Origin of the sequence: Stutzerimonas stutzeri KOS6 (assembly GCF_000307775.2) — a bacterium.
In the GTDB taxonomy this organism is placed as follows: domain Bacteria; phylum Pseudomonadota; class Gammaproteobacteria; order Pseudomonadales; family Pseudomonadaceae; genus Stutzerimonas; species Stutzerimonas stutzeri_B.
The window spans coordinates 1,834,566-1,851,905 of the sequence record NZ_KK020676.1; the positions used below are offsets into that span (position 1 = coordinate 1,834,566).

17 protein-coding genes are annotated in these 17,340 nt (G+C 63.5%); 9 read left to right on the plus strand and 8 right to left on the minus strand.

What is annotated here, in order from left to right; translation table 11 throughout:
- Positions 1-19 precede the first annotated feature (19 nt).
- On the minus strand, positions 20-967 hold the full coding sequence (gene trxB, locus B597_RS36525; RefSeq protein ID WP_003295136.1) for a thioredoxin-disulfide reductase: 948 nt from the start codon (positions 965-967) through the stop codon (positions 20-22).
- A 161-nt stretch (positions 968-1,128) separates the two neighbouring features.
- Here trxB and ftsK point away from each other — a divergent pair, with 161 nt between their 5' ends.
- The 6 genes from ftsK (at position 1,129) to cysG (ending at position 8,865) form a co-directional block, all read left to right on the plus strand.
- Positions 1,129-3,582: a DNA translocase FtsK gene (ftsK, locus tag B597_RS36530; protein WP_192939423.1), complete on the plus strand. Its 2,454-nt coding sequence runs from the start codon at positions 1,129-1,131 to the stop codon at positions 3,580-3,582.
- A gap of 17 nt (positions 3,583-3,599) precedes the next feature.
- Positions 3,600-4,226 carry an outer membrane lipoprotein periplasmic chaperone LolA gene (gene lolA / locus B597_RS36535; protein WP_024162114.1) on the plus strand — a complete coding sequence of 209 codons (627 nt, stop codon included), beginning with the start codon at positions 3,600-3,602 and terminating at the stop codon, positions 4,224-4,226.
- A gap of 71 nt (positions 4,227-4,297) precedes the next feature.
- Entirely contained in the window at positions 4,298-5,623 is a 1,326-nt protein-coding gene (locus tag B597_RS36540; protein ID WP_003295132.1) for a replication-associated recombination protein A, read from the plus strand.
- Positions 5,620-5,994: a fluoride efflux transporter CrcB gene (gene crcB, locus B597_RS36545; protein ID WP_003295131.1), complete on the plus strand. Its 375-nt coding sequence runs from the start codon at positions 5,620-5,622 to the stop codon at positions 5,992-5,994. Before B597_RS36540 ends, crcB begins: the two co-directional genes overlap by 4 nt.
- Positions 5,995-6,066: 72 nt before the next feature.
- Positions 6,067-7,347, plus strand: a complete 1,281-nt coding sequence (serS, locus tag B597_RS36550; protein WP_003295129.1) for a serine--tRNA ligase — start codon at positions 6,067-6,069, stop codon at positions 7,345-7,347.
- A gap of 123 nt (positions 7,348-7,470) precedes the next feature.
- Complete coding sequence (cysG, locus tag B597_RS36555) at positions 7,471-8,865, plus strand: siroheme synthase CysG (protein WP_003295128.1); 1,395 nt, start codon at positions 7,471-7,473, stop codon at positions 8,863-8,865.
- Between the two features lie 33 nt (positions 8,866-8,898).
- On the opposite strand, the gene B597_RS36560 is transcribed toward cysG, so the two are convergent.
- From B597_RS36560 to B597_RS36590, 7 genes are all read right to left on the minus strand, one after another.
- Positions 8,899-9,564: a response regulator transcription factor gene (locus tag B597_RS36560; protein ID WP_003295127.1), complete on the minus strand. Its 666-nt coding sequence runs from the start codon at positions 9,562-9,564 to the stop codon at positions 8,899-8,901.
- Between the two features lie 50 nt (positions 9,565-9,614).
- Entirely contained in the window at positions 9,615-10,178 is a 564-nt protein-coding gene (locus B597_RS36565; RefSeq protein WP_003295126.1) for a PQQ-dependent catabolism-associated CXXCW motif protein, read from the minus strand.
- A gap of 276 nt (positions 10,179-10,454) precedes the next feature.
- Positions 10,455-11,246, minus strand: a complete 792-nt coding sequence (locus B597_RS36570; RefSeq protein WP_003295125.1) for an ABC transporter permease — start codon at positions 11,244-11,246, stop codon at positions 10,455-10,457.
- A 122-nt stretch (positions 11,247-11,368) separates the two neighbouring features.
- Complete coding sequence (locus B597_RS36575) at positions 11,369-12,100, minus strand: ABC transporter ATP-binding protein (protein ID WP_031323482.1); 732 nt, start codon at positions 12,098-12,100, stop codon at positions 11,369-11,371.
- On the minus strand, positions 12,097-13,068 hold the full coding sequence (locus B597_RS36580) for a YVTN family beta-propeller repeat protein (RefSeq protein ID WP_031323483.1): 972 nt from the start codon (positions 13,066-13,068) through the stop codon (positions 12,097-12,099). The genes B597_RS36575 and B597_RS36580 overlap by 4 nt, the downstream gene beginning before the upstream one ends.
- Positions 13,069-13,088: 20 nt before the next feature.
- Positions 13,089-13,577 (minus strand): tetratricopeptide repeat protein, encoded by a 489-nt coding sequence (locus B597_RS36585; RefSeq protein WP_003295120.1) that lies wholly within the window; start codon positions 13,575-13,577, stop codon positions 13,089-13,091.
- Positions 13,574-14,764, minus strand: coding sequence for an ABC transporter substrate-binding protein (locus B597_RS36590; RefSeq protein WP_003295118.1), 1,191 nt, complete (start codon positions 14,762-14,764; stop codon positions 13,574-13,576). The genes B597_RS36585 and B597_RS36590 overlap by 4 nt, the downstream gene beginning before the upstream one ends.
- A gap of 155 nt (positions 14,765-14,919) precedes the next feature.
- Between B597_RS36590 and B597_RS36595 the strand changes: the two genes are divergently transcribed.
- Genes B597_RS36595 through B597_RS36605 form a run of 3 tightly spaced genes read left to right on the plus strand, consistent with a single transcriptional unit; the run spans position 14,920 to position 17,329 of the window.
- On the plus strand, positions 14,920-15,357 hold the full coding sequence (locus B597_RS36595; protein ID WP_003295117.1) for a cupredoxin domain-containing protein: 438 nt from the start codon (positions 14,920-14,922) through the stop codon (positions 15,355-15,357).
- Between the two features lie 53 nt (positions 15,358-15,410).
- Positions 15,411-16,673 (plus strand): HAMP domain-containing sensor histidine kinase, encoded by a 1,263-nt coding sequence (locus B597_RS36600; RefSeq protein WP_003295115.1) that lies wholly within the window; start codon positions 15,411-15,413, stop codon positions 16,671-16,673.
- Positions 16,670-17,329, plus strand: a complete 660-nt coding sequence (locus tag B597_RS36605) for a response regulator transcription factor (protein WP_003295114.1) — start codon at positions 16,670-16,672, stop codon at positions 17,327-17,329. The genes B597_RS36600 and B597_RS36605 overlap by 4 nt, the downstream gene beginning before the upstream one ends.
- Positions 17,330-17,340: the final 11 nt, after the last annotated feature.

The window sequence follows — 17,340 nt, forward strand, 5'->3', positions numbered from 1 at the left end:
GCCGAAGCCCGCCGAGGGATCAGTTGTCGAGATACTTTTCGGCATCCAGTGCCGCCATGCAGCCGGCGCCGGCCGAGGTGATCGCCTGGCGATAGACGTGGTCGGCCACGTCACCAGCGGCAAACACGCCGGGAATGCTGGTGCAGGTGGCATCGCCTTCGCCGCCGCCCCTGATTTTCAGGTAGCCGTCCTTCATCTCCAACTGACCCTGGAACAGATCGGTGTTCGGCTTGTGGCCGATGGCGATGAATACACCAGCGAGATCGAGCTTGGTTTCGTCACCGCTAAGCGTGCTCTTCAATCGAACGCCGGTGACGCCGCTGGCATCGCCGAGCACTTCTTCGAGCGTGTGGTTCCAGTGCAGGCGGATGTTGCCGTTGGTCGCCTTGTCCATGATCTTGTCCTGAAGAATCTTCTCCGAACGCAACTTGTCGCGGCGGTGGATCAGGTGGACTTCTTTGGCGATATTGGACAGGTACAGCGCTTCCTCGACAGCGGTATTGCCGCCACCGATCACGGCCACAACCTGATTACGGTAGAAGAAGCCGTCGCAGGTTGCGCAGGCGGATACGCCACGACCGGCGAACGCCTCCTCCGAAGGCAGGCCGAGGTACTGCGCCGAAGCACCGGTGGCAATGATCAGGGCATCACAGGTATAGACGCCGCTGTCTCCGCGGAGGGTAAACGGCCGCTGCTGCAACTCTGCGGTGTGAATGTGATCGAAGACGATCTCGGTGTCGAAGCGTTCGGCGTGCTTCTGCATGCGGACCATCAGGTCCGGGCCGGTCAGGCCTTCGACGTCGCCGGGCCAGTTGTCGACTTCCGTAGTGGTCGTCAGCTGGCCGCCGGGCTGCATCCCAGTGATCATCAGGGGTTTCAGATTGGCGCGGGCGGCGTATACCGCGGCGGTATAACCGGCCGGGCCGGAGCCGAGGATGATCAGACGCGAATGCTTGACTTCACTCATAAAAAGCCCTCATAAGCCTTTGTTGCAAATAGAGAAGCGTGCTCCAGTCGAGCCGCGCCGGGAAATTGGGCGTTTATGCTACACCGAAGCATCGGCAAAAGCCCAAGCCGCCGTGGAACCCGCATGCCATCGAATCGACAAACCCGTACAATGCCGGGGTTCTGGCTGACTACGGTTCATCGCGCCGCAGGCGCAGGAAAGAAAGCGTTTTGAAGAATTCCTCATCTACCGCGCCGGCATCCGCCTGGCGGCAACAGTTGCACTATCGCCTCAAGGAAGGCGCGTTGATAGCGCTCGGTGCGCTCTGCGTCTACCTGTGGATGGCGCTGCTGACCTACGATCCGGGCGATCCGGGCTGGACGCACACGAGCAATGTCGACCAGGTTCAAAATGCCGCGGGACGTGCTGGAGCCTGGTTTGCCGATGTTCTGTTCATGGTGCTGGGTTACTTTGCCTATCTGTTTCCCCTGCTACTGGGTGTCAAGACCTGGCAGGTGTTTCGCGCACGCCATCGGCCCTGGAGCTGGAACGGTTGGCTGTTCTCCTGGCGCCTGATCGGTCTGGTGTTTCTGGTGCTGTCCGGCTCGGCCTTGGCCTATATCCACTTCCAGTCAGCAATTGGCTTGCCTGCATCCGCTGGCGGCGCGCTTGGCGAAAGCCTCGGCCAGCTGGCGGTGCTGTCGCTGAATGTACAGGGCAGCACGCTGGCACTGTTGGCGTTCTTTCTGTTCGGCCTGACAGTTTTCACCGACCTTTCCTGGTTCAAGGCGATGGATATCACCGGCAAGATCACCCTGGATCTGCTCGAGCTGATCCAGAGTTTCTTCAGCCGTTGGTGGAGTGCCCGGGCCGAGCGCAAGCAGATGGTCGCTCAGCTACGCGAGGTCGATGATGTGGTGAGCGAGGTGGCCGCGCCCATGGTGCGCGACCGGCGCGAGCAGGCGAAGGTCAAGGAGCGCATCATCGAGCGTGACGAAGCTCTGGCCAGGCACATGAGCGAGCGCGACAAGCGCGTGGCGCCGGTGATCGCACCGCCTGCACCGCCCAAAGCTGCCGAGCCGAGCAAACGGGTGCTTAAAGAGAAACAGGCCACGCTGTTCGTCGACCCTCTGATCGAGGGTAGCCTGCCGCCGATCTCCCTGCTCGATGCCGCCGAGAAGCAGCAGAAGCAGTATTCGCCCGAGTCCCTGGAGGCCATGTCGCGTCTGCTTGAGATCAAGCTCAAGGAGTTCGGCGTCGAGGTCATCGTCGAGTCGGTTCATCCAGGTCCTGTCATCACCCGTTTCGAAATCCAGCCGGCGGCCGGCGTCAAGGTCAGCCGGATCTCCAACCTGGCCAAGGACCTGGCGCGCTCGTTGGCGGTGATCAGCGTGCGTGTGGTCGAGGTCATACCTGGCAAGACCACCGTGGGTATCGAGATTCCCAACGAGGATCGGCAGATCGTGCGCTTCTCCGAGGTGCTTTCGTCGGCCCCTTATGACGATGCCCGGTCGCCGGTCACCATTGCCCTGGGGCACGACATCGGCGGCAAGCCGGTCATCGCCGACCTGGCGAAGATGCCGCATCTGCTGGTGGCCGGTACCACCGGCTCCGGTAAGTCGGTGGGCGTCAACGCGATGATCCTGTCGATCCTGTTCAAGTCCACGCCCGAAGAAGCGCGGCTGATCATGATCGACCCGAAGATGCTGGAACTGTCGATCTACGAGGGGATTCCACACCTGCTCTGCCCGGTGGTCACCGACATGAAAGAGGCGGCCAACGCGCTGCGTTGGAGCGTTGCCGAGATGGAGCGACGCTACAAGCTGATGGCGGCCATGGGGGTGCGTAACCTGGCGGGCTTCAACCGCAAGGTCAAGGAAGCCGAGGAAGCGGGCACGCCGCTGACCGATCCGCTGTTCCGCCGCGAGAGCATGGACGACCAGCCGCCGCCGCTTAAAGCCCTGCCGACCATCGTGGTGGTGGTGGACGAGTTCGCCGACATGATGATGATCGTCGGCAAGAAGGTCGAAGAGCTGATTGCCCGCATCGCGCAGAAAGCGCGGGCGGCGGGCATCCACCTGATCCTTGCTACCCAGCGCCCGTCGGTGGACGTGATCACCGGCCTGATCAAGGCGAACATCCCCACGCGCATGGCGTTTCAGGTTTCCAGCAAGATCGATTCGCGCACCATCCTCGATCAGGGCGGTGCCGAGCAGTTGCTCGGCCACGGTGACATGCTCTACCTGCCGCCGGGCACCGGACTGCCGATCCGTGTGCATGGCGCCTTCGTCTCCGACGATGAGGTGCATCGCGTGGTCGAGGCCTGGAAGGCTCGTGGTGCTCCCGATTACATCGAAGACATTCTTGCTGGTGTCGAAGAAGCCGGCAGCGGCTTCGATGGCGGTGGCGGTGAGGGCAGCGGGGAAGGCAGCGAAGAAGACCCGTTGTACGACGAAGCGGTTCGTTTCGTCACTGAAAGCCGCCGCGCGTCGATTTCCGCTGTGCAGCGCAAACTGAAGATAGGCTACAACCGTGCCGCGCGAATGATCGAGGCCATGGAGATGGCCGGCGTGGTGACATCCATGAACACCAATGGCTCGCGCGAAGTCATCGCGCCGCCGCCTATGCGCGATTGAATCGCTTAGAGGGCTACATGCAATTGATCCGTTTGCTGTGTGCATCTGTCCTGATGGTCGCCCTGGCTCCGGCACATGCCGACCAGGCTGCTTCCACCAAACGACTGACCGACCTGCTCAACCAGGCCGAAACCTTGACCGGCCGCTTCTCGCAGCTTTCGCTCGACGGCAGCGGCACCCAGTTACAGGAAACCTCCGGCGAGTTAGCGCTCAAGCGCCCCGGCCAGTTCCGTTGGCACACCGATGCGCCGATGGAGCAACTGCTGGTGTCCAACGGCAAGAAGGTCTGGCTGTATGATCCGGATCTCGAGCAGGTCACCATCCAGGAGCTCGATCAGCGCCTGACGCATACCCCCGCGCTGCTGCTTTCCGGCGATGTATCCAGCATCAGCGAGAACTTCGAGGTTTCCCACAAAGAGGCGGGCGAAGTCGTGGACTTCACCCTCAAGCCCAAGGCCAAGGACACGCTGTTCGACAACCTGCGCCTGTCCTTCCGGGGTGGTGTGATCAACGACATGCAACTGATCGACAGCGTCGGCCAACGCACCAACATCCTCTTCATGGGGGTGAAGATGAATCAGCCGCTCAAGGCCGATCTGTTCACCTTCGAGATTCCAGAGGGTGCCGACGTCATCGCCGAGTGACCGTCGTCTGCCATACGTTCCGGGCGGCCTGCGTAGCGGCAGGTCGCTGCAATTGAGGTAAACCAGCCGCGATGGACCTGTTCAGCCGCGAACCTGTCGCCCAGCCGCTTGCCGCACGCTTGCGTGCAGCCAGCCTCGACGAGTATGTCGGGCAGGAGCATCTGCTTGCCCGCGGCAAGCCTTTGCGAGAGGCGCTGGAGCAGGGCGCGCTGCATTCGATGGTGTTCTGGGGGCCGCCCGGGGTCGGCAAGACCACCCTGGCGCGCCTGCTGGCCAAGGTCTCCGATGCCCACTTCGAGACGGTTTCGGCGGTGCTCGCCGGGGTCAAGGAGATCCGCCAGGCGGTCGAGATCGCCAAGCAGCAGGCGGCGCAATATGGCCGACGTACCATTCTGTTCGTCGATGAGGTGCATCGCTTCAACAAGTCCCAGCAGGACGCCTTCCTGCCTTACGTCGAAGACGGCACGCTGATCTTCATTGGCGCGACCACCGAAAACCCCTCTTTCGAACTGAACAATGCCTTGCTCTCGCGCGCCCGCGTCTATGTGCTGAAAAGCCTCGACGAAGCCGCACTGCGCAAGCTGGTGGCGCGGGCGCTTAACGAGCCCAAGGGGCTCGGTGATCTGCGCCTCGAGCTGCCGGAGGAAAGCTTTCAGATGCTTTTGGCTGCGGCCGATGGCGATGGCCGTCGGCTGCTCAACCTGCTGGAGAACGCATCGGACCTGGCCGAGGAGGGCGGCAGCATCAGCACCGACCTGCTGCAGGATCTGCTGGGTGACAGCCGTCGCCGTTTCGACAAGGGCGGCGAGGCCTTCTACGACCAGATATCGGCGCTGCACAAGTCGGTGCGCGGCTCCAATCCCGATGCGGCACTGTACTGGTTCGCGCGCATGCTCGATGGCGGTTGCGATCCGCTGTACATCGCCCGGCGCGTCGTGCGCATGGCCAGCGAAGAGATCGGCAATGCCGACCCACGGGCGCTGCCGCTGTGCCTGAATGCCTGGGACGTGCAGGAGCGCCTGGGCAGCCCGGAAGGGGAGCTGGCCGTGGCACAGGCCATCGTCTATCTCGCCTGCGCGCCGAAGAGCAACGCCGTCTATACCGCGTTCAAGGCGGCCATGCGCGATGCCGCCGAGAACGGCTCGCAGGAAGTGCCGCTGCACCTGCGCAACGCGCCGACCAAACTGATGAAAGAGCTCGGCTACGGCAACGAATATCGCTACGCCCATGACGAGCCGGATGCCTATGCCGCAGGCGAGGATTACTTTCCCGAGGCCATGCAGCCGCGCCGTTATTACCATCCGGCTCCGCGCGGGCTGGAAAGCAAGATCCGCGACAAGCTTGAGCACCTGGCTCGGCTCGATCTTGAAAGCCCGATACAACGGAGAAAGGAATGATCCGCATAGCCCTTGCCGTCGCCTGTGGCGGCATGATCGGAACACTGCTGCGTTTTGCCGTCGCTACCTGGGCCAGTACCCAGTGGCCCAGGCATTTCTATCTGGCCACACTGGCGGTCAACCTGCTCGGCTGCCTGCTGATCGGCTATCTCTACGCAACCTTCCTGGCCAGGCCGGATATCCCGCCGGAATTGCGTGCCGCGCTGATCATCGGCTTTCTCGGTGCGCTGACCACCTTCTCCAGCTTCTCGCTGGACGCACTGCGGCTGCTCGAAAGCGGTCAGCTGGCGACCGCTTTCGCCTACGTCGGCGGCAGCGTGCTGGGCGGTCTGCTGGCGGCCTGGGCTGGCCTCGCGCTCGCCAGGTTATGAACCGGCGCCCGTTCACAGTAAACTTCGCTCCCTCTTCGCCCTTCATCCAAGCTTTCACAGACGAGACCCACCATGCTTGATTCGAAACTGGTACGCACTCAGCTACAGGACGTGGCGGCCCGCCTGGCCACCCGTGGCTACCAGCTGGACGTGGCGCGCATCGAAGCGCTGGAAGCTCAGCGCAAGACCGTGCAGACCCGCACCGAACAACTCCAGGCCGAGCGCAATGCGCGCTCCAAGTCCATCGGCCAGGCCAAGCAGCGCGGTGAGGACATCGCGCCGCTGCTCGCCGATGTGGATCGCATGGGCTCGGAACTCGAATCCGGCAAGCAGGAGCTGGAGCGCATCCAGACCGAGCTGGACCAGCTGATGCTGAGCATCCCCAACCTGCCGGACGAGTCGGTACCGGTCGGCGCGGATGAGGACGAGAACGTCGAGGTCCGCCGCTGGGGCACGCCGAAGGCCTTCGACTTCGCGGTGCAGGATCACGTCGCACTGGGCGAACAACATGGCTGGCTCGACTTCGAGACCGCGGCCAAGCTGTCCGGTGCGCGCTTCGCCCTGATGCGCGGACCGATCGCGCGTCTGCATCGGGCGTTGGCGCAGTTCATGATCGACCTGCACACCCGCGAGCACGGTTACGAAGAGGCCTACACGCCGTATCTGGTGCAGGCGCCGGCCCTGCAGGGCACCGGCCAGCTGCCGAAGTTCGAGGAAGACCTGTTCAAGATCAGCCGCGAAGGCGAAGCCGACTTCTATCTGATTCCGACTGCCGAGGTGTCGCTGACCAACATCGTCGCCGGCGAGATTCTCGATGCCAAGCAGCTGCCGCTGAAGTTCGTCGCCCATACGCCGTGCTTCCGCAGCGAGGCCGGTGCTTCCGGTCGCGATACCCGCGGCATGATCCGCCAGCATCAGTTCGACAAGGTCGAAATGGTCCAGATCGTCGAGCCGTCCAAGTCCTTCGAGGCGCTGGAAGCGCTGACCGGCAATGCCGAGAAGGTGCTGCAGCTGCTCGAATTGCCGTACCGCGTGCTGTCGCTGTGTACCGGGGACATGGGCTTCGGTGCGGCCAAGACTTATGACCTGGAAGTCTGGGTGCCGAGCCAGGACAAGTACCGCGAGATTTCCTCCTGCTCCAACTGCGGCGACTTCCAGGCGCGGCGCATGCAGGCACGTTATCGCAATCCGGAGACCGGCAAGCCGGAGCTGGTGCACACCCTCAATGGTTCGGGCCTGGCGGTCGGTCGCACGCTGGTCGCGGTACTGGAGAATTATCAGCAGGCCGATGGAAGCGTTGTCGTACCCGAGGTGCTGAAGCCATATATGGGTGGTATCGAAGTCATCGGCTGAAGTTTTGGCGCGCTGCGCCACCTGCGGTCCGGCATCAGGCCGGATCCTTGATATTCGACAAGGGGCATCGCGGCCGTAATGGCTGTGATGCCTGTACCTCCAACGACCCTCCAGGATTCGCCCATGGAATACCTCCCGCTGTTCCACAACCTCAAAGGCCGCACGGTGCTGATCGTCGGTGGTGGAGAAATTGCGCTGCGCAAGGCCCGGCTGCTGAGCGAAGCCGGAGCGCGGTTGCGGGTGGTAGCACCAAGCATCGAGGCGCAACTGGTCGAACTGGTCGAGGCAGGAAACGGTGAGTGCCTGAATCGGGGCTACGACCTGCAGGACATGCACGGATGCGTGCTGGCCATCGCCGCGACCGATGACGAGCCGCTGAATGCCTCGGTTTCGCAGCACGCCAACGCGCTGGGTATACCGGTCAACGTGGTCGACTCGCCGCAGCTGTGCAGCGTGATCTTTCCGGCGATCGTCGACCGTTCGCCGCTGGTCATCGCGGTGTCCAGCGGCGGCGACGCGCCGGTGTTGGCGCGCTTGATCCGGGCACGTATCGAGACCTGGATTCCGGCGGCCTACGGGCAGCTGGCGGGGCTTGCCAAGCAGTTTCGCGCCCAGGTCAAGGCGAAGTTTTCCAACGTCCAGCAGCGACGAGTGTTCTGGGAGGAAACCTTTCAGGGCCCGATCGCCGAGCAGGCGCTGGCCGGGCGTTCAGCCGAGGCCGAACGGCTGCTCGCCGAAAAGCTCGCGGGTGCGGCGCCGCGTGCGCTGGGCGAGGTCTACCTGGTCGGGGCTGGCCCCGGTGATCCTGATCTGCTGACCTTCCGCGCCTTGCGCCTGATGCAGCAGGCCGATGTGGTGCTCTACGACCGCCTGGTCGCTCCGGCGATCATCGACTTGTGCCGGCGCGATGCCGACCGCATCTATGTCGGCAAGCGGCGCGCGGAACACGCCGTACCGCAGGAGCAGATCAACCAGAAGCTGGTGGAGCTGGCCAGGCAGGGCAAACGCGTGCTGCGGCTGAAGGGCGGCGATCCGTTCATCTTCGGTCGCGGTGGCGAGGAGATCGAGGAACTGGCGGCCAACGGCGTACCGTTCCAGGTCGTCCCCGGCATCACCGCTGCCAGCGGTTGCGCCGCCTATGCGGGTATTCCGCTGACCCATCGTGACCATGCCCAGTCGGTGCGCTTCGTCACTGGCCACCTCAAGGACGGCAGCTGCGATCTGCCTTGGGCCGAACTCTCCGCAGCCGGACAGACGCTGGTGTTCTACATGGGCCTGGTTGGCCTGCCAGTGATCTGCCAGCAGCTGATTGCCCATGGTCGTTCGGCTGAAACCCCGGCGGCGCTGGTACAGCAGGGTACCACCAGCAATCAGCGGGTCTTCACGGGCACGCTGAAAACGCTCGCACAACTGATAGCCCAGGAAAACGTACAGGCGCCGACGCTGCTAATCGTCGGCGAGGTTGTGCAACTGCGGGAGAAACTCGCCTGGTTCGAAGGTGCCCAGACGAGCGCTTGACGCCGAAAACCAGCCTGTCCCCGGCGCCGCGCTTCAGCGGCGCAGGTAGGCGGTGAAGTCGATATCGCCAGCCGAGAGAATTGCCTGAACGCGGTTGTGCACGTTTAGCTTGCGCAGGATCGCCGAGACATGCGCCTTCACCGTGGTCTCGGCGATATCGAGGTTATAGGCGATCTGCTTGTTGGACTCGCCCTTGGTCATGCGTTCCAGCACCAGCAGCTGCTTGCGGGTCAGAGCCTGCAGCAGTTCCGGCGGTATCGATGGCTCGCTGTGATGGGAGTGACGGCTGCTGGTCTTCTGGCTGCGGATGATGTCCGAAGGCAGGTATACGTTGCCGTTGAGTATCTGCTCGATGGCATCGGTCATCTGCGCCCGTGGCGAAGACTTGGTGATGAAACCGACCGCTCCGTAGGTGATCGCCTGCAGCACGATCTGCTTGTCCTGCTCGGCCGAGACGATCACCACGGGGATGGTCGGCGCCTCGTTGCGCAGGTTGATCAGGCCATTAAGCCCGTGCATGCCGGGCATGTTCAGGTCCAGCAGCACCAGATCAAGGTCATCATGTTCCAGCGTCAGCGCCAGCGCGCTGTCCAGATCGGCAGTTTCGAGGATTTCACTGTCGGGGAAGCCATCACGGATGACGTTGTGGATGGCTTCGCGAAATAGCGGATGGTCATCCGCAATCAGAATCTTGTACAAGGCCGGTCACCTCTTTGTTGTGATTATGGTGGGGCATGCTCATTCGGGGATCAATCGCCGCCAGGCAAGGGTTCCGGAGTAGCGGGGTGCAAGGGCAGGCCCGCCTGCTCCCAGCCATCCACCCCATCGCGATACCAATACAGTCGCTTGTAGCCGAGCGCGTGGGCGCGCCGGGTGGCGTTCCAGCCGAGCCAGCAATCCGAGCGGCAGTAGAAAACCAACGGTCGCTCCAGATCGCCCTCGCTGAGACGAGCCAGGTTATCGCTGAAGTAGCTTGCCCATTCCGCCTGCAGAATGCCATTGCCGGTATTGGCCAGCCAGGTGCTGCCGGGCAGGTTGGCGTGGGGTTCGCTGTCGATGAAGCGGCCTGCCAGCCATTGGCTGCGATAGACATCCACCAGCACGACAGCGGGATCCTTGGCCAGGAGCGCCTGCAATGCCGGTGTGTCCAGTGTCGTGGCACCCTCGGCCGTCGCTGGCGTCGGGCTGCGGTATTGTGTCTGTCGATAGCCATCGGCTGAGAACAAGGCGAGCTGTTCCTCGGCCGAGGCGAGCGGTGAAATGCCGAGCCCGGGCAGCATGGCGATCAGCAATGGCAGCAGCGACCTGAACATAGTCCGTATTCCTCAAGGTCTGTTGACGTTTCGGCGTTGCAACGCAACCCGTCGGGCCAGGCGGATGTGTGCGTGGTGCCGCGGCGTTCGCCATCCCGTGGGAGTGGCCAAACCTTTCTCCTCATGCCTTGCCCGTGCAAAAAAACAGCGCTGCGATCACGCTCGCGAGTGCAACGACAGCGGCCCCTGCGTTTCGCCGGGTCGATTACAGAACAACGGGCACGTCTTTGAAATCCTACGATGGAGGGGAAAACCGACACCAAAGTAGTAATCGGCTCATGCCGAGCGGCGCAAGGCCGCGTGCTGGGGGTTGAAACTGAGCACCGCGAGCAGGCTGAACAGCATGGTCAGGCCAAGGCAGACCGCCAGTGCGGTGGGTGCGAGGCGCATGTACAGAGCATGACGCACCAGTTCCACTGCATGGCTGAACGGATTGATGGCGCATATCCAATACAGCCATTCGCTGGCCTCGCGCATCTTCCATAACGGGTACAGCGCCGAGGACAGGAAGAACATCGGGAAGATCACGAAGTTCATGACCCCGGCGAAGTTCTCCAACTGGCGGATGCCATTGGACAGCAGCAGACCCAGGGCGCTGAGCAGCAGCGCCACCAGCAGCAGGGCGGGCAGGGCGACCAGCAGGCCCGGCAGTGGAGGCTGGACACCGTAGAACCAGGCGATGGCGAGAAACGCATAGACCTGCAGCAGGGAGATCAACGCCGTGGCGACGAGCTTGCTGGCCAGCAGAAAGCCGCGCGGCAGCGGGCTGGTCAGCAGCACGCGCATGCTGCCCATCTCGCGGTCGTAGACCATCGAGAGCGATCCCTGCATGCCGTTGAACAGCAGAATCATGCAGGCCAGGCCAGGCACGATGTAGGTTTCGTAGGTGATGTAGGTGTCGTATGGCTCGATGATGGCGATGCCAAGTGCGGCGCGAAAGCCGGCGGCGAATACCACCAGCCAGAGCAACGGGCGCACCAAGGCGCTGAAGAAGCGCGAGCGCTGCTGAACGAAACGCAGCCATTCACGCAGCACGATACCGCGCAGGCATTCCCAGTACGGCATCATGCCGATAGCTCCTGATTGTCCGACAGGCAAGGGCGAGGTCGAACGGGACCGCTGGTGGTTTCGATGCACACCGGCCAGGTCATGGCGCAGGCTCGAATCGAACGAACTCCGGGCACCGTAATTCAGGCCTCCGCCTCGTCGTTGCGGGTGAGTCGGTTGAAAGTCTGTTCCAGGGTGTCGCCGTTGCTGCTCAGCTCAGGGGCGCGCCCCTGGGCCACCAGCCGGCCGCGGTTGAGTACCAGCAGGTCGTCCTCGGGGCGTATTTCATCGAGCAGATGGGTGGTCCACAGCACGCTCATACCCTGTTCCCGGCACAGCGAACGGACATGCTGGTTGAGCGCCTGGCGGCTGGCCGGATCGAGGCCGGCGCTGGCTTCATCCAGCAGCAACAGTTCAGGACGATGCAGCAGCGCGCGAGCGATCTCCACGCGCCGGCGATGGCCACCGTTCAGCTCCCGAACCTTGCTGGTGCGCCGCTCTTCGAGCTGCTGCCGCTGCAGTTCGAGCTCGATACGCTCGGACGCCATGGCCCGGGGCATGCCGTGCAATGCCGCGTGATAACGCAGGTTCTGCTCCACCGTGAGGTCCAGGTCCAGCGTGCTCTGCTGGAAGACCACGCCCAGTCGGGCCAGAGCCTTGCGTGGGTCATCCCGAAGGCTGAATCCGGCTATGCGGATCTGCCCCTGCTGAAGGTCGTAGAGCCTGGTCAGCAGGGCGATCAGCGTCGATTTGCCGGCGCCGTTCGGCCCAAGCAACGCGGTGAAGCGTCCCTGGGCCGCGGTAAAAGTCACCCCGTCGAGTGCCCGGCGCGCGCCATAGGCGAATGCGATGTCGCCGACCTCGAGTGCGCTCACGGCGTGACCACCACGCCCCATGGGTAGCGACCTACCTTGATCGACTTGGTGACCTTCAACTGGGCCACGTCGATCACCGAGACGTCACCGCTGACGCCGTTGGTGGTCAGGAGCAGGCTTTCGTCGGGGTTGAACGACATGTGCCAGACGCGCCGACCCACCAGCAGGTAATCCAGCACCTCGTAGGTCTTCGCATCGACCACGGCGATGTGGTTGGCCGGGCCGAGCGCGACGAAGGCGTACTTGCCGTCGGAGGTGAGCTTGATGCCCACCGGCTGGACCTTGTCCGGGTGCACGCCCTTGATCTTGAAGGTCAGGGTTTTCAGTATCTCGCGCTTGTCCACGTCCACCACGCTGACCGTGCCACCGATCTCCGCCGAGGCCCAGAGCAGCTTGCTGTCCTTGGTGAATTCGACATGACGCGGACGCTGGTCGACCAGGGTGTTGTCCACCAACTGGTTGGTGCTGGTGTCGATCCAATGCAGCATGTTGGTGGTTTCGCTGGTGTTGACCGCCCACTTGCCATCCGGGCTGACTGCCATGCCTTCGGGCTCGACACCGACATCGATCTGCGCCAGTACGTCTTCCTTGTCGACGTCGACCACGGTCACCAGCGCGTCGTCTTCATTGGAGATGTACAACCACTTGTTGTTGGGATGCAGGGCGAACTGCTCGGGGTCGGCGCCCGAAGGCAGCTGCTTGATGATCTGCCGCGTGGCCAGATCCATGACCTGCACCGTGTCCGAATCGCTGGCGCAGATATAGAGCAGCTTGTTGTCGTGGGAGAGCGCGAGGCCGCGTGGGCGCATGCCGACTTCAAGTGTTTCGACGGTTTCCATCGTGCCCAGGTCGATGACACTGATGCTGTCGTCCTTCTCGTTGGAGACATAGGCCGTGGCTGCGGAGGCGGCGCCAGCGCTCAGGCTTAGCGCGAAGGCAATGGCAGTGGCTAGCAAGGTTCTTGGCATCTTGGGGCTCTCTCTTATGGTTATCGTGTGGCAGGGGCTGCGATGTCGGAACTGTCCATGCGCAGTAAATAATCGTCGGCTTCCTGCTGTCCGCCGGCGGCGGCGCGTTGCAGCCAGCTACGGGCCTCGCTGCGATCGGCTTCGAGGCCGCGCCCTTCGGCCAGTGCAACGCCCAGGTGGTAGCGCGCCAGGCTCACATAGCTGACGTCGTCGGGTTGTTCGGCACCCTGCCTGAGCAGGGCAGCGGATTTGCCCAGATCCTTTTCCACGCCGCTGCCACTCTCGTACATCTGCGCCAGCGAGATCAGCGAGTAGACATCGTTCCAGCGCTTCACGCAGTCCTCGAAGATGGCCTTGGCGGCTTCGAAGTTGCCGGTCTTGGCGGTGACATAGCCGTAGAGACACTTGATGCGCTTGGGACTGTCGACATAGGCCTCGTAGCCCAGCTCGTCGGCGCCGGCGGGAAGCGTGGCCAGTCCCAGCAGGGCTGTCGCCAGAACACGCTTCATGGGCGGGCCTCGCTCAGCCGGCAGCTGCTTTCCGGTGCGTCGAAGCCAAGGGTGTCCAGCTCGCTTGTGGGGTGCAGAAATCCATCCTGGGGTGAGTTGGACACCAGCGCACGCGGGTGAACCAACGGTATCGGCTGGCGCAGCTGGCCGTTCCAGGGACGGAAGCTCAGCTTGCGGCCCTTGAAACCATCGAGTGGCAGCTCGCCGCTCAGGGACAGCTGGCGGATCGCCGCGGCCTCGCTGCTGCGCAGGCGGGTGACCGCCGCAGCGAGGCTGCGCACGCCCATCCAGGCGGCGAAGTCGCGGTCGTTCATCCAGCGCTTGGCATGGGCCTCGAAACGCTTCTGCAACTGGGCCGCACCGTAGGTTTCCACTGTCTTGTGCCAGCCGCTCGCGGTCATGCCCTGGGTACCGGCCACCGGGCGTGGCAGCCAGGTCTGGTAGGGCACGTACTCGCCGAAGTCGCCACGCTCGTCGGCCACCAGTACCACATCGTACTCGGCGGCCTGGGTGAACAGTGGCATCTCCGCCTGGGCGCTCCGGCGCTGGTCGTTGTCGAAGCTCCAGGGCTTCTCTTCGACGATCTGGTGGCCGAAGCGCTTGGCCGCCCGGCGCAAAGCATCGGCGTAGGCCTGATCCTCAGCGGTAGGGCCGACGATCAGCAGCCAGCGATTCCAGCGGCGTACCGCGAGAAACTGGCCAAGAGCATCGGCAAGCATGCTGCGGCTGGGCAGGGTGTGCAGAACATTGGCAAGGCAGGTCTGGTTGCGCAGGCTGTCATCGGCACTGCCGGCATTGATCAGCAGCGCATCTGGCATGGCATCCGACAATTGACGCAGTGTGGCGGCCGGAGCGTTGATCACGAACAGGCGAATGCCATCGGCGTACTGCCGGGCGGCCTGTTGCAGCAGATCTTCCGCTGTTTCGCCGGTTGCCGTTTGCAGTGCATAGCTGTGCTTGAGAAAGCGCCCCGTGCTGTTGCTGTCGGTGATTGCCAGCTCGGCACCGCGCAGCCCGGCATCTTCCGGTTCAGGGATGACATTGGAGAGCACAGGGCCGGGGTCCGGGCGATAGGCCAGGTAACCGATGCGTATCGCCAGCTCGGCGGCGGCGGGTGCCGCAACGGCGAAGGGCGCACAACAGGCGAATGCGATCAGGATACCGGCTCGTCGAAATACTTGGCGCATGGGCTGCTCCTGTGGCGTTGTCAGCAGCATAGGAAGCATGGCGGGGCGGGGGAATATGCAGAAAGTACCGCTCTGGCGGTACCAAGGTAGTAGGTAAGCAAGCGGCGCCTGCCCCTAGCATGGTCACGTCCGATAACAATAACGAGGCCACCCCCATGCCCACCTACAAAGCATTGCTGCTCAACGCCCTTTTCATTGGCAGCCTGGTCGGCTTCGATCAGAGCCAGGCAGCGGGCGACCTGACCCGTCGCACCCAGTCATTGCCGGATCTGCGCTTCGGCTCGCAAGAGAGCGACTATGCGGTCTCGCAGAAGGAGTATCAGCTCGAGACCGGCGTGGCCTACCAGCTCAAGGTGAGCTCCGACGGCCAGAAGGAGTGTGCCTTCCAGGCGCCCGAGTTCGCTCAGTCGATCTACCTGCGCAAGGTCGAAGCCGGCGGCGTGGAGATCAAGGCAATCACGCTGGTCGAGCTGGAGTTCGAGGACGTGGGCGAGGCGGAGATTTTCTTCCTGCCGATCAAGCCGGGTAGCTATCCGTTCTACTGCAAGGGCTTGCAGAGCAAGGGGATGGAAGGGCGGTTCGTGGTCAAGTGAGACGCCAGACAGGCTGAGCACTCATCAGGTGTTGGCTGACGGAGATGACTGAGATGTCCGCATTATGGCGAATCAATCTGCTGGTTACCCTGTTCTTCTCGCTGGTAACGGTAGTCTGCCTGGCGGTCCTGTTGCGTCAGGCCAGTCATGATGTGCAGCGCGAACTGAATGCGGCCGCCGCCGTGGTCGGCTATCTCGGCGAGATGGCCGAGCGCAATCCCGACTCGCTGCGCCCTGGCCTGACCGATAGCCTGCGCCATGTCCGCGTGCGCTGGCTGGCGGCAGAGGAACCGGCTGGCGACCCCGATCCAGCCTTCGGCGACTGGCTGAGCGCCTGGCTGTATCCCGCCGAGCAAGCGGCCCCCAGCGTATTGCGGCTGGCCAATGGTCAGCGACTGCAGATCAGCGTCGACCCTAGCGACGAGGTCGAGGAGGTCCGCGATTCGCTGTTGCAGTTGCTGGTGTTGTTCGGCCTGGCGCTGCTGCTCTGTCTGCTGGCGATCCGCTGGGCGGTCCGCCCCGGCATGCGTGTGCTGAGCGAGTTGCTCGGCGCGCTGGTGCACATAGCCGATGGCAGGCTGCATACCCGGCTACCGTCCCATCGTTTCGTCGAAGCACGGCAACTGGCACAACGCTTCAACCATATGGCGGCCGCGCTCGAGGAAGCGCGAATCGACAACGACCGGCTGACCCAGGCGCTGCTCGCCCTGCAGGAACGCGAGCGCACCCGGCTTGCCCAGGCCTTGCACGACGACCTGGGGCAATACCTCGCCGGTATCCGCGCACGGGCCTGTCTGCTGCGGGTTCAGGCGGACAAGCCCGACGCCGTGCGGGAAACCGCGGCGCACCTTGAGCAGCACAGCCTCGACCTGCAGAACGGCTTTCGCCTGCTGGTGCGCGATCTGTATCCGGTGATGCTCGATCACCTGAGCCTGGAGGAGGCCCTCGGGCAGCTTGCCGATCAATGGCAGAACTCCCAGGGCATCGAATGCCGGGTTCAGCTGCATGGGGCGCTTCCCATTCTGCCGATGGACGCCAAGCTGCACCTGTACCGCATGGTTCAGGAGGCGCTGACCAACGTTGCCCGCCATGCGCGTGCCACGCGGGTGAGGGTGCTGCTGCGTGGCGGGCGCAATGGGCTGCGCCTGCTGTTATGCGATGACGGCCATGGCCAGCCCCCCGAACGCGCGGGAGTGGGCCTGCGCTCGATGAGCGAACATGCCCGTTGTCTTGGCGCCCGGCTGCGCGTGCGTCATCGCCCCGGCGCAGGCTGGACGCTTTTCCTCAAGCTGCCTCTGCAAGGAGCGACATCATGAAGATCCTGCTGGTGGATGACCATGCGGTGGTGCGCCAGGGCTACGCCAGCCTGCTTACGGCCCTGCTCCCGGAAGTGCTCGTCAGCGAAGCGGCGAGTGGCGAGCAAGCGCTGCAACTGGTGCAGGAAAGCATCCCGAGCCTGGTGGTGCTGGATCTGGGGCTGCCCGGTATCAGCGGTCTGGAAACCTGCCGGAGGTTGCGGCAACGGTTGCCGCTGCTGCCGGTGCTGATCTTCAGCATGCACGACGAGCTGGCGCTGGTCCGCCAGGCGCTGGATGCCGGTGCCTCCGGCTATCTGACCAAGCGCTGCGCACCGGACGTGCTGGTCGAGGCGGTACGCAAGGTACTCGCCGGGCAGACCTTCATCGAACAGCCGCTGGCCACCGAGCTGGCCTGCCAGCGTCCTTCGCAGTCACCCATGAAAGGCCGGCTGGCCGAGATGACGCCGCGGGAGATGGAGATATTCATCATGCTCGCACGCGGTATCGGCAACCGTGAGATTGCCGAGCGGCTATGCATCAGCAGCAAGACCGTGTCGAACCATATGGCGTTGCTGAAGAGCAAGCTGGAGGTCAGCTCGCAGGCGGAGCTGGTGCACCTGGCCATCGACCAGGGATTGCTGCGCGTCGGCGAGCACATGCTTGCCCGAGCCTGAAAGAGGCTTCG